We start from the raw sequence: 13,344 nt of genomic DNA, 5'->3' as shown, positions 1-13,344 counted from the left end.
ATATGTTAAAGTTTATAGTTGATATACTTAGTGAACCATCAATACTGGTTGGTTTAGTAGCACTTATAGGATTATTATTACAAAAAAAATCTGTTACAGAATGTATTACGGGAACTGTTAAAACAATTATGGGATTCTTAGTTCTAGGTGGTGGTGCTGCTTTAGTACAAGGTTCACTTGGATACTTTGGAAAAATGTTTCAACATGGATTTGGAATTACAGGAATAGTTCCAAACAACGAAGCTATAGTAAGTTTAGGTCTTACTGATTTAGGTAGAGAAACCGCACTTATTATGGCATTAGGTATGCTTGTAAATATCTTAATAGCTAGATTTACAAAAATGAAATATATATTTTTAACAGGACATCATACTTTATACATGGCATGTATGCTAGCTGTAATTTTAGTTGCTGGAGGATTTAAAGGATCATCTGTAGTTATTGTCGGAGCATTATTATTAGGATTAATTATGGCAACTATGCCAGCATTAGCACAACCTTTCATGAAAAAAATTACTGGTACAGATCAAGTTGCATTTGGTCACTTTGGTACTTTCGGATATGTTTTAGCAGCTTTAGTAGGTAAAGCAGTTGGGAAGAATTCCAAATCAACAGAAGAAATTAATTTCCCTCAAAGTTTAACTTTTTTAAGAGATACATCAGTTGCAATATCTTTAACAATGTTAGGTTTATACTTAATAGTAGCTATAGTATCAGGACCAGCATATGTTGCAGAAATAAGTGGTGGTAAAAATTTAGTAGTATTTTCATTAATACAATCAATAACATTTGCAGGTGGAGTTTATGTTATACTTGCAGGAGTTAGATTAATACTTGCAGAAATAGTTCCAGCATTTAGAGGAATTGCAATGAAGTTAGTTCCTAATGCAAAACCAGCATTAGATTGTCCAGTAGTATTCCCTTATGCACCTAATGCAGTATTAATAGGTTTCTTATCAAGTTTTGTAGGTGGTATTGTTGGATTATTCATATTATTAGCAATGGGAGCACCAGCAATATTACCAGGAGTTGTTCCTCACTTCTTCTGTGGAGCTACAGCAGGGGTATTTGGTAACGCGACAGGAGGAAAAAGAGGAGCAGTATTAGGAGCATTTGCACAAGGATTATTAATAACATTCTTACCAGCATTATTAATGCCAGTACTTGGTGGATTAGGATTTGCTGGATCAACATTCAGTGATGCAGATTTCGGCGTATTTGGAATAATAATAGGTAAGATATTATCAATATTTGCATAATATCAACATTTTAAAAGAATATACTTAGTTTAAAATAAAGACATATAGTAATGTGATAAAAACATTATTATATGTCTTTTTACTATTTAGAAAATGATAAAAAGTTTAGTTGAATATTGGTGTTCTAGAATTTCTATTATGCCAGGGAAATGAGGAAGCAAAACTAGTTTTAGTAGCGAGACAAGCAAATTGTGGATAAACTCATTTATATTTATAATTTTTAAGACATATCACATAATACACTATTTAATTATTAAATATATATTTATACGTGATTTTCATATAAAATATAATTATGTAAAATTTAGGAATGAAAAAGAATGGGGAGTAAAGTATATGACATAAAAAATAATAATTTTATTAACACTTACAATACTACCGATGAATATTGTATTAAGTGGATATAACAGTTCGAGTAATAAAACTTGAAGTGATATAAGTAATATTTATGCTTTTAATAATGAACTAGGAAGCAAAACAGATACAAATAGTAGCAATATAGATAATGTTAAAAAGAAGATAAGATTAATGTTGATAATTTAAATAAAGGAGAAAATATATGAAATTAAAATTAATATTGGTTAATGCATTTTTAATTTTTTCAATAGCTATAATGTATGGCTGTAAAGATTCTAAAGATGTAGAAACAGTGTCAGAGAATAATGTTAAAAGTGAAATAAGCTCAGAAGCTAACAGTACTAAGGAAGATTCTAAATTAAAATCAGAAGAAATAACTTCTACTGATAGTAAAACTAACAAAGAAGTCAAAAAAACTACTAATAAAGATAATACAAAAATAGAAAATGATAAATCTAAGGAATGTAGTAATAAAAATTTAAAAAAGAATTCTATTAATGAAGGGAATTCTAATTTAGAGAATAAGCAAACCACTAATCCTAATTTAATATTTAAAAGCAATTTAGGATTTTCAATTACATTTCCTACTAACTGGGAAAACAAATATAAGGTTATAGAGGGTGAAAAATCAGTATCCGTATATTTTAAATCTTCTGATAAAAATGTCCCGGAAAAATCAGGACTCTTTTTCACTATAATCGAAAAAGATAATTCAATAGATGAAACTATATATGACTCTATTGAAGGAAAAAAATATGTTACTTTAAACAATAAAATATATTTTATTGGTGGACCTACAGATATTGCTTTAAGTGAAGAAGTTTCTGATTTTAATGTATTTTTATCTATGAATAAAGAACGTAAAAAAGTAATAGATACAATTAAATAAATTCTAATACCAGTTCGTCATTATATAAAAATATCAACACTCACTTAAAATATAGCTTATTATTAAAAATAAATAATACTAAAATAAAAGGTAGAACATCAAGAAATTATTTATTGATATTCCACCTTTTTTGTTGTATTTAGAATATTATATTGGTTATACCTATAATTTATAAGAGTTCTTAGTAGTGAGCATAACGTAATAATGCCATTAATAAAATAATACTTGTGTATAAAATAATACTTGTGTATAAAATAATACTTGTGTATAAAAAAATCTTATTATAATTGCTTTAATGAATGTCTTAAAAAATCAATAAATACTTCACTGGCTATATTTTCTTTATAATTTTTATTTTTTATAAGATAAAGTTTTCTATTAATCTTTAAGTTTTCTTTTAATGGTACAGATTTAACTAGTCCATAATTAAGTTCATTTTTTACTGAATAATAAGATAAAGCTGATATTCCAATGTTTGAAATAACCCCTTGTTTAATAGCTTCAATATTACCTATTGTGTAAATATTTTCAGAAATGAATTTAAAATTACCGATACTTTCAAGATATTTAATTATTGAACTTTTAGGATTTGATATTAAGAAAGTACTATTTTTTAATTCATTTATACTTATAGATTTTTTTTGGACAAAAGGATGGTTATTACCTACTAATAATACTAGTGGATCTTCACCGACAACTTCATAAGTTAAATCATCATCAAAGAATTCTGGTTGGCTTATTAAACCAATTGAACATACATTATCTTTTATATTTTGAATTACGTCTTTAGCATATTTGACATCGTTTAATATAGATATGTATGGATGTTTTAGATTAAATTTATATATTATATCAGGAAGTATATAAGTTCCTGGTGTGCTAGAACATGCAATGTTAATTTTCTGTTCTTTTAAATCATTTAATAATGAAATCTTAAGTTTAGCCTCATTTGTCGCCTCTAATATTTTTCTAGCATATGGTAAGAATTCGTTTCCAGCTTCAGTTAAGTTTACATCTTTATTATCTCGTGAAAATAGTTTTGTATTAAAATATGATTCTAAGCTTTTTATTCTAAGGGACACAGCAGCTTGAGTACAGAACAACTCTTCAGAAGTTTTGGTAAAGTTTTTATTTTCAGAGAGAATAAGAAATGTTTTTATATTTTGAATATTCATTTCAATACCCCTTAATATATGTTTATTTTAGTAAAATTATACTACACATTAATAATCTAATAAACAAGTAACTATAAAAAATACTTATAGTAAAAATAAAAAGGAAATTTTCGATAAGTATTTGTAATTGGATATGTAAGGTAATTTACTGTTAGAATAAGTCTCGAGAAAACTAATACAAAAATGAGAGGAGAATGCATTTTGAATAATTCGGAAAAAAAAGTAAAAATAAAAAAACAAAAAAGTCCTTTTGAGATAAGAATGCAGTTTTTTGGTTTACCAATAGCGCTTATATTATTTGCAATAATTTTTACAATGCCAACACCAAACGGACTTTCTTATTCAGGAAAGATGGCAATGGGGGTATTTTTATTTGCATTAACATTGTGGATAACAAACAGTATACCTAATTATGTAACAGCACTACTTACTATAGTTCTTTTGCCATTAACAGGGGCATGGAATGAAACTCAAGTTATGGGGGTTTTAGGATATGAAGTTATTTGGTTAACTTTTGCAGCTTTCATAATAGCATCTGGTATGGAAAAGAGTGGACTTGCTAAAAGATTAGCATTATTTCTTATCACTAAATTTGGAAAGAGCACTAATAATATATTAGCATTACTTATGGCAACAAACTTTCTAATAGCTTTTGTTGTTCCATCAACAACAGCTCGTGCAGCTATGATGTTTCCTATAGTAATGTTAGTAATAGAAGCTTTTCATGTTAATTTAGATGATCCTAAAAATAACTTTGGTAGATTATTAGCATTACAAGGAATTCAATCAAATAATTTATCAACAGCAGCTATATTAACTGCTACATCATCACAAATATTAGCAGTCAGCTTTATAAGAGATCTTTCAGGTCATGAAATTTCATGGGGTGAATGGTTTATGGCATCGGCTCCAATAACTATACTTACATTAATAGCTTCATTTTTTATAGGAAAGTCATTATTTAAAGTTAATAATAAAAAAATAACAAAAGAGGATATGAAAAAATTAACTGATCAATATAAAAGTCTTGGGAAAATGTCAATAACAGAAAAGAAGGCACTTGTTATTTTTGCTTTCACGGTTATTATGTGGGCATTAGATAAAGGACAACTTAGAATACTAGGATTTAGATTAAGTTTAGTTATGGTTGCAATATTATCAGCAGCATTATTCTTCATGCCTTATATAGGAATATTGAAGTGGAAAGAGGCTAAGATATCATGGAATTTATTAATATTTGCATGTGGAGCATATGCTGGTGGAGTTGCATTAAATGATACTGGTGTTGCATCATGGGTACTTAATAGTATATTTACTTCTTTGGGCATTGAAAATTTAAGTTTTTATGCTTTGTTTGCGACAATCATGTTTATTGCAAGTTTTAGTCATTTAGTGTTTACATCAAAAACAGTAAGAACAATAATACTTATACCAACAATAATAGCGATAGCAAAAACATCAGGTTATAATCCGATAGCACTTGCATTACCAGCAGCATTAACTATTGCAGATACGATTACATTACCACCAAGTAGCAAGGTTAATCTTATATACTACAACACAGGATATTTTACTGTATTACAAGAACTAACTTATGGATTACTTGTATTGTTAGTAAAATGGGGAATTCTAATGGTTGCTTCATTTACTTGGTTTAAAGTATTAGGAATAGTTTAGGAGGGAAATTTGATGAAAAAACTACTTACTATATTATTAGCATTAACTTTAGTAACTTCATCATCAGCACCAGTTTTTGCAACAGATAATGATGCAAAGCTAGTATCTGTAGAAGATGTAATTACTAAAGATGGAGAAAATGCAAATATAAAAGAAAGCATAAAATCTATAACTGATTCAAATGGAAATATATATTTTCCAGCTTACAAAGATAGCAAAATAGATAAAGTTATAATAGAAAATGGAACACAAAATGGAAATGTTGAACTTATAAAAAATGGAGATATGGAATATAACTTATTAAATTTCAAAGAAAAAAATGAAGAAGTTACATTTGATATTGAGATTATACAAGAAAAAACTTATGTAGAGAAGAAGGCAAAAGTAGGAAATACTCTTCCTCAAAATATAAATATGATTGAATTTAAAGAGAAAAATAGTTCACCATTAAATATTGAGAATTATACTATTAGTTTAGCAGCTCCAGATGGGGATGAACTTTTAAATATAGTTAATTTTGATCCAGAAAAGAAATATGAAATTTTTGAAAAAGACGGAAAAACTTTTGGTAAATATGCATTTGGAAAAATTAAAAGTGGATCTGATATGAGGCTTGCGATTAATATATATAACAAAAATAAAACTTTTAATTATATAGTTTGGGCAATAGCGATAATAATTTCAATATTTTTTATGGTTAAGAATAAGGACTTATTAACAAAGGCGAAAGAAGAAAAATTAAAGAATAAAAGTTTAAAAATTAAGAATATATAATAAGTAGGTGAATAGAGTTGAGGAAAAGACAAGGTATATTAATAATAGCAGATGGTTTAGGAGACAGACCTAATAAAGAATTAAAAGGACTAACCCCACTGGAAAAGGCTAATACTCTTAACTTAGATAAATTAGTGAGTGAAGGAATGTGTGGAAATGTATATCCAATAGCACCAGGTATAAGAGTAGGCACTGATGTAGGTCATCTTGAGATATTTGGATATGATAGCAATGAAGTCTATCCTGGTAGGGGACCACTTGAAGCTGTAAGTGCTGGTATAGAAATTAATGATGGAGATATTGCTTTTAGAGGTAACTTTGGAACTATAGATGAGAATGATATTGTTATTGATAGAAGAGCTGGACGTATTAGAAAAGATACAGATTTATTAGCAAAGTCATTAAATGGAATGTTATTAGAAGATGGGACAAAGGTTTTAGTTAAGGAACTAACTGATCATAGAGTAGCTGTTGTATTAAGAGGAGAGGGTTTGGGAAAAAAAATAATTTGTACAGATCCAGGAACAGCTTGTGAAGGGGAAAAACTAGTAATTCCAACACCAATAGATAAAAATGATACTAAAAGTGAAAAAACAGCAAAAAATCTTCTTGAGTTTACAATTAAAGCGAATAAAATATTAAAAAATCATTCAGTTAATTTAAAAAGAATTGAACAGGGAGAAAAACCTGCAAATACAATTTTAACTAGAGGTGTTGGACAAAAGAAATTTATGCCTAAGATAACAGAAAAGTTTGGAATTAAGGCGGTATGTATAGCTGGAGACAAAACAGTTTATGGTATTGCAAGTCTAGCAGGAATGGAAAAATGTACTGAAAGAGATTTCACTGCTAATTTTGATACTAGAATAGATAAAAAAGCTGAAAAGGTAATAGAATATATAAATAATGGGTATGATTGGGTAGTAGTTCATGTTAAGGCAACAGATCTTGCAGGTCATGATAATTTACCTATGAAAAAGATAGAGGTTATAGAAAAGATAGACAAGATGGTTGGATATATATTAGATAATATAGATAAATCTAAATGTTATGTAAGTTTTACAGCTGATCATTCAACACCATGTGAAGCAAGGGATCATACTGGAGATGGGGTGCCAACTATAATATGGGGAGAAGATGTTAGAAAAGATGAGGTTAATTTAACTGGAGAAAAATATTTTATTAATGGTTGTTTAAATAATCTTACTGCAACAGATATTTTTATGTTACAAATGGATTTTATGGGATTCACTAAAAAAAGGGGTGCATAAAAACTGAAGAATATAAATTAAAAGAGTTATACTACTGAATGATTTTCTTGATTATTTAGTAGTGTAGCTCTTTATTTTTATAAAGTATAGTAATGATTTTATAAAAATTTGTCATACTGTTCCCTTTGAGTTGAATATATTTTAATAAAAAGGAGGGCGGGGTTTATGGACTTTAGAAAATTTATAGAAACAGATAGAGAAAGTTATAATAAGAAAAAGTTTGAAGGGACTTTTTTGGAGTATTTAGAAATAGTTAAGAAAAATCCTGATGTAGCAAAATTATCACATAAAAGAGTATATGACATGATAAAGGAAAAAGGAATAGAAGAATTAAAAGGAGATGAAAATCCTAGAATAAGAAAGATATATGGAAATGACGTAATAAGGAGATATGGATTTTTCAAAGATGAATTTTATGGCATTGATAAGGTAATTATGAAGTTAAGTAATTACTTTAAATCAGCAGCAATGAAAGGCGAAGAGGAAAGACAAGTTTTATATCTTGTTGGTCCAGTTGGAGCTGGTAAATCATCAATAGTTGAAAGTATAAAAAGAGCATTTGAAAATTGTGATCCTATTTATGCATTAAAAGGATGTCCTATGCATGAGGAACCTCTTCATCTTATTCCTAAACATCTAAGACCAAAATTTGAAGAGTTATTAGGTATACAAATAGAAGGAGACTTATGTCCTATATGTAAGTATAGATTAACACATGAATATAATGGGAAATATGAAGATTTCCCTGTTACAACAACTGATTTTTCAATAAGATCTAGAAAAGGAATAGGTGTAGTACCACCAGTTGACCCTAATAATCAAGATACTTCAATTTTAAATGGTTCTATTGATATTTCTAAAATGGATTTATATTCTGAAGATGATCCAAGAATATTCTCTTTAAATGGTGCTTTTAATGTTGGAAATAGAGGTATAGTTGAATTTATTGAAGTGTTTAAAAATGATGTTGAATATCTTCACACAATAATTACTGCAACTCAAGAAAAATCAGTACCTTCACCAGGTAAAGGTGCTATGATTTATTTTGATGGAGTTATATTAGCTCATTCAAATGAAGCAGAATGGAATAAGTTTAAATCAGATCATACAAATGAAGCCATATTAGATAGAATAGTTAAGGTTGAAGTTCCTTATTGTTTAGAATTAGATGAAGAAGTTAAAATTTACAAAAAGATTTTAAATAAGAGCAATTTTAAGGCACATATATCACCACATACAATTGAGACTGCTGCAATGTTTGCAATCTTATCAAGATTAGCTCCATCAACTAAGGCTGACCCAATTACTAAATTAAAAATCTATAATGGTGAAGAAATAGTTGAAAAAGGAAGTACTAAGAGAATTGATATATTAGAGCTTAGAGAAGAAGCAGGACAATATGAAGGAATGAAAGGAATAAGTACAAGATTTATTGTTAAAGCAATAGATAATGCACTTGCTGATTCAGAATATGATTGTATCAATCCTTTAAGTATAATGGAAAGTTTAATAAAATCAGTTAAAGAGTTAGATATAGTAGCTGATGAAAAGAAGAGGTATTTAGGATTTATACAAGATACTATAAGAAAAGAATATAATAAGATTTTAGAAAAAGAAATTACAAAAGCATTTATTGTATCATTTAGAGAACAAGCTGAAAGCCTATTTAATAATTATATAGATAATGCTGAGGCTTATGTTAATAAGAATAAGATTAAAGATACTTCTACTGGTGAAGAACTTAACCCAGATGAAGAATTTATGAGAAGCATTGAAGAACAAATAGGTGTTTATGATGCATCTGCTAAAGGTTTTAGAAGTGATGTTACTTCATATATGTTCTATATAGTTAGAAATGGAGGAATTATTGATTACACTTCATATGAACCATTAAAAGAAGCTATAGAAAAGAAACTTATAGCATCAGTTAAAGATTTATCTAGAATTATAACCAAATCTAAAGTTAGAGATGAAGAGCAAGCTGAAAAATATAATTCTATGGTAGAAGAAATGAAAAGAAATGGATATTGTCTTCATTGCTGTGATGTGATTTTAAAATATGCTGCTAATAATTTATGGAAGGATTAAAATGACCTATGGCAGTATTTAGAAATGGAACTGATGCTCAAGTAGATCACGACAGGGCGATAGAGGATAAAAGAAGACATAGACAATTAGTTGAGAAATCAATAAAAGAAAATTTAGGTGATATCCTATCAGAAGAAAGTATAATTGGTCAGAGTAAAAATAAGAAATTTAAAATACCAATAAAGAGTATTAAAGAATATCAATTTGTTTATGGAAAAAATTCTAAAGGGGTAGCCAGTGGAACTGGTGAAGAAAGGAGAGGTGATAAGCTAGATAGTGGAGGAGGAAAGAATGCTAGTGGGAAAGGCAATAAAGGTGCTGGAAACAGTGAAGGTGATGATATATACGAAACTGAAATTACACTTGATGAACTGATGGAGTATATATCAGATGAATTAAATTTACCTAATTTAGATGAAAAAAAATATTCAGAAATAATTACTGACAGTTGTGGTAAAAAGAAGGGCTATCAAAGACATGGTATAAAACCAAGACTTGCAAAGAAAAGAACTGTAATGTGCAAAATAGCAAGAAAACAAAGTAAAAAGCGAGCGTTGATAGAAGATGGTCAAGATTTTAAAGTAGAAAGATTTCCATTTAGAGAAGAGGATCTTAGGTATTATAAAGTTAAACTTCAACCTAAAAAGGTTAGTAATGCTGTTATGATATTTATCATGGATGCTTCAGGATCAATGGATTCAACTAAAAAATATTTAGCTAGATCTTTCTTTTTTGTACTATCTAGATTTTTAAATAGAAAATATAATAATATAGCATTTGAATTTGTGTATCATACAACTGTTGCAAAAAGAGTTGATGAATATGAATTTTTCCATAAGTCTGAATCAGGTGGTACCTATATATCAAGTGGTATTATAGAGGCTTTAAAATTAATAGATGAGAAATATCCTCCTTCAGAGTGGAATATATATCCCGTGTATGCAAGTGATGGAGACAACTGGTCAGAGGATAATATAAAAGCTATAGAATCAGTCAAAGATATATGTAAAGTAAGTAACATGTTTGGATATGCAGAACTTCTTCCATCAACGTATACTCAAACTATGTATCATAAATTTAATAAAGAAATTGATGAAGAAAATTTTGTATCAGTAATAATAAAAGAGAAAAAAGATTTATGGGAAGCACTAAAGGTTATGCTTAGAAAGGAATTAAAGGAGGAATAGTCATGAGTTATAGCTTAAAAGACATTGAGAAGTGGAATGAAAAGATAGAAAAGAAGGCTATAGAATATGGATTAGATTTTTATGACCAAGAATTTGAATTTGTAAATTTCAATGAAATGATAGGCTATGAGGCTTATGTTGGAATGCCATCTAAGTATCCTCACTGGAGTTATGGAAAAGCTTATGAAAAAAATAAAATGCTTTATTCCTTAAATCTTACAGGACTTCCTTATGAAATGGTAATTAATTCTGATCCATGTTTAGCATACTTAATGAAAGAAAACACATTATTACTTCAAATATTGACTATGGCTCATGTGTATGGTCACAATGATTTTTTCAAAAATAATAGGCTATTTAAACAAGGTACTAATGCAAAACATACAATTGAAATGTTTAAACTAGATGCGGATATAATAAGAAGTTATATTAATGATCCCAGTATTGGATATGAGAAAGTTGAAAGAATATTAGATGCAGCCCATGCTATAAGGTACCAAGTAGGAAGAGTTATTGGTGTAAAGAAATTGTCTGATGAGGAATTGAAGAAAAATATCATTAAAGATTATGAAAATAAAATTAATAATAGGGGGATTTTAAATTATAATGAGGAGATTACTTTTCCTAATTTAGATAAAATACCAATAGAGCCTGAAGATGATGTTGTTGATTTTATAATAAAGTATGGAAATTTAAAAGAATGGGAAAAAACAGTTTTAAGAATAGTTAAAAGAGAAACAGAATATTTTATTCCTCAAATTGAAACTAAAATAATGAATGAGGGATGGGCAAGCTATTCTCACTATAATATTTTAAAACAGCTTGATTTACCTGAAGGACTACATTTTGAATTTCTTAAACGTCATAATGATGTAATAGCACCTTTAGTAGGCGGATTGAATCCTTATTATGTTGGTTTTAAAATATTTGAAGATGTTGAGAAAAAATATGGTAAAGAAAAGATTTTTGAAATAAGAGAAATTGAAAGGGATAGTTCATTTTTAAGAAAATATCTTACTAGAGAGTTATGCGAGGAGCTAAATCTATTTGAATATAATAAAAGAACATTTGATATTGTTATCGAGGAAATATCTGATGAAGATGGATGGAAAGAAATTAGAGATAGCTTAAGTCATTCTTGTGGTATGGGAGGAATTCCATACATTAGAGTTACAGATATGAATCTTAAAGATAATACATTAACCTTAGAACATGTCTTTGATGGAAGAGAATTAGAATTGTCTTATGCTAAAGAAACCTTAAAATATATACAAGAGTTGTGGGGAAGAAAGGTTCAATTATTAACAAAAGGAAGAGATAAAAAAGAATTATTAATAACTTGCAATATTAATAAAGAAGTTACTATTTCTTAAAATATAAAATTTCTATATAAGTTCTTCGCGATACTGCTTAGTTATAGAATTTATATTAATGAACAAACTCTAATGGAACTTATATACTACTTTATCTTATATAATTAAAAGTTAATAAAAAATAAGGATAAGTTTTTTAATTTATCCTTATTTTTATTAACAAAATTTTTAAAACAAACTATTTTTAAAATAATTTATATATTTTAATATAAGAGATATTAAAAAAGTAATAGTTATTATGCTTATATATTTAAATTATTATTTCTTTGTATTGTTAAAAAATTATTTACATAATATTTTGTAACAAAAAAATAAAATAAGAATATTTTAATATAGAACATATCATTATTAATATGTATTTTTTTAATACTAATAGTGGTTTAATTAATATTTTAGAGGAGAAATATGAAATTAAAAGGAAGTAAAACGGAAAAAAACTTGTATAAAACATTTGCAGGTGAGTCTAGAGCCCGAAATACTTATAATTTTTATGCAGAAAAAGCTAGACAGGAAGGATTTAGGTGGGTAGGAGATGTTTTTGATGAGACAGCTCTTAATGAACGTGCTCATGCTAGGGAAGTTTTTAAAAGATTTTTAAACAATATAAAAAGTACAGAAGAGAATTTGAGGACTGCTGCATTAGGTGAAGAAAATGAAAGTGATAATATTTATAAAGAATTTGAAGAAATAGCTCGTCAAGAAGGATTTGAAGAAATAGCAAATTTTTATAAAGAACTTAGAGAAGTGGAAGAGCATCATAAAGAAAGATTTTTAATGTTAGCAGAAAAAATTAAGTCAGGAAGTATGTTTAAATGCAATGATGTTTGTTATTGGCAATGTTTAAATTGTGGGTATATTCATGAAGGAAATGAAGTCCCTATGCTATGTCCATTATGTAAGTATCCAAGAGCATATTTTAAACAATTATTATGTGATAAAAAAGACTAGGATAGGAGGTAGAATTAATGTATTGTAAATTTCCTGACGAATTTTTGGTTCGGATTGTTTCAGCTGATGATATTATAGAAAAGAATGAGATTTCTAATTTTAAAAGAAATACTCTTGGTATTGAACTTACAGAAAGTGAAAAAAACAATTTTGATATAGAAATTAAAAAAATGAATAGAGAGAGCTGTGGAATGGATGAATGGATGTTAAAATCTTGTAGTAAAAATGATGAAAAAATAAATATGAAATCAAATTCAATTGAAGAGGGATTAAAAGATATTGAAATTAAAAATATATGGTCTGAACTAGATGAAGATTATGCAAATAATCAAAGTGAGAGTTAAAA

Annotated in this window: 11 protein-coding genes; 10 read left to right on the top strand and 1 reads right to left on the bottom strand. The window is 27.7% G+C overall.

The genetic code is table 11. The features are described 5' to 3' along the window. Positions 1 to 2: 2 nt before the first annotated feature. Both ACYUET_RS05580 and ACYUET_RS05575 read left to right on the top strand, forming a co-directional pair. Positions 3 to 1,259: a PTS ascorbate transporter subunit IIC gene (locus ACYUET_RS05580; RefSeq protein ID WP_460278298.1), complete on the top strand. Its 1,257-nt coding sequence runs from the start codon at positions 3 to 5 to the stop codon at positions 1,257 to 1,259. A 559-nt stretch (positions 1,260 to 1,818) separates the two neighbouring features. Next, complete coding sequence (locus ACYUET_RS05575; protein WP_460278296.1) at positions 1,819 to 2,505, top strand: hypothetical protein; 687 nt, start codon at positions 1,819 to 1,821, stop codon at positions 2,503 to 2,505. 281 nt (positions 2,506 to 2,786) lie between these two features. Here the strand turns inward: ACYUET_RS05575 and ACYUET_RS05570 are convergent, their stop codons facing one another. Further along, positions 2,787 to 3,680, bottom strand: coding sequence for a LysR family transcriptional regulator (locus ACYUET_RS05570; RefSeq protein ID WP_460278294.1), 894 nt, complete (start codon positions 3,678 to 3,680; stop codon positions 2,787 to 2,789). 201 nt (positions 3,681 to 3,881) lie between these two features. Here ACYUET_RS05570 and ACYUET_RS05565 point away from each other — a divergent pair, with 201 nt between their 5' ends. The 8 genes from ACYUET_RS05565 (at position 3,882) to ACYUET_RS05530 (ending at position 13,342) form a co-directional block, all read left to right on the top strand. Then, on the top strand, positions 3,882 to 5,357 hold the full coding sequence (locus tag ACYUET_RS05565) for an SLC13 family permease (protein WP_460278293.1): 1,476 nt from the start codon (positions 3,882 to 3,884) through the stop codon (positions 5,355 to 5,357). Positions 5,358 to 5,369: 12 nt separating this feature from the next. Continuing rightward, entirely contained in the window at positions 5,370 to 6,131 is a 762-nt protein-coding gene (locus tag ACYUET_RS05560) for a hypothetical protein (RefSeq protein ID WP_460278292.1), read from the top strand. Between the two features lie 17 nt (positions 6,132 to 6,148). After that, on the top strand, positions 6,149 to 7,402 hold the full coding sequence (gene apgM, locus ACYUET_RS05555) for a 2,3-bisphosphoglycerate-independent phosphoglycerate mutase (RefSeq protein ID WP_460278290.1): 1,254 nt from the start codon (positions 6,149 to 6,151) through the stop codon (positions 7,400 to 7,402). 165 nt (positions 7,403 to 7,567) lie between these two features. After that, positions 7,568 to 9,490 carry a PrkA family serine protein kinase gene (locus tag ACYUET_RS05550; RefSeq protein WP_460278289.1) on the top strand — a complete coding sequence of 641 codons (1,923 nt, stop codon included), beginning with the start codon at positions 7,568 to 7,570 and terminating at the stop codon, positions 9,488 to 9,490. A gap of 8 nt (positions 9,491 to 9,498) precedes the next feature. Further along, on the top strand, positions 9,499 to 10,677 hold the full coding sequence (gene yhbH / locus ACYUET_RS05545; protein ID WP_460278287.1) for a sporulation protein YhbH: 1,179 nt from the start codon (positions 9,499 to 9,501) through the stop codon (positions 10,675 to 10,677). A 2-nt stretch (positions 10,678 to 10,679) separates the two neighbouring features. Beyond that, on the top strand, positions 10,680 to 12,050 hold the full coding sequence (locus tag ACYUET_RS05540; RefSeq protein WP_460278286.1) for a SpoVR family protein: 1,371 nt from the start codon (positions 10,680 to 10,682) through the stop codon (positions 12,048 to 12,050). A 405-nt stretch (positions 12,051 to 12,455) separates the two neighbouring features. Further along, entirely contained in the window at positions 12,456 to 12,998 is a 543-nt protein-coding gene (locus ACYUET_RS05535; protein ID WP_460278284.1) for a rubrerythrin family protein, read from the top strand. A 17-nt stretch (positions 12,999 to 13,015) separates the two neighbouring features. Next, on the top strand, positions 13,016 to 13,342 hold the full coding sequence (locus ACYUET_RS05530) for a hypothetical protein (RefSeq protein ID WP_460278283.1): 327 nt from the start codon (positions 13,016 to 13,018) through the stop codon (positions 13,340 to 13,342). Positions 13,343 to 13,344: the final 2 nt, after the last annotated feature.

It is taken from the genome of Clostridium sp. CTA-5, assembly GCF_054768135.1.
Note: the sequence above shows the minus strand (reverse complement) of the source record. Positions and strands in the feature narration are given on the sequence as shown.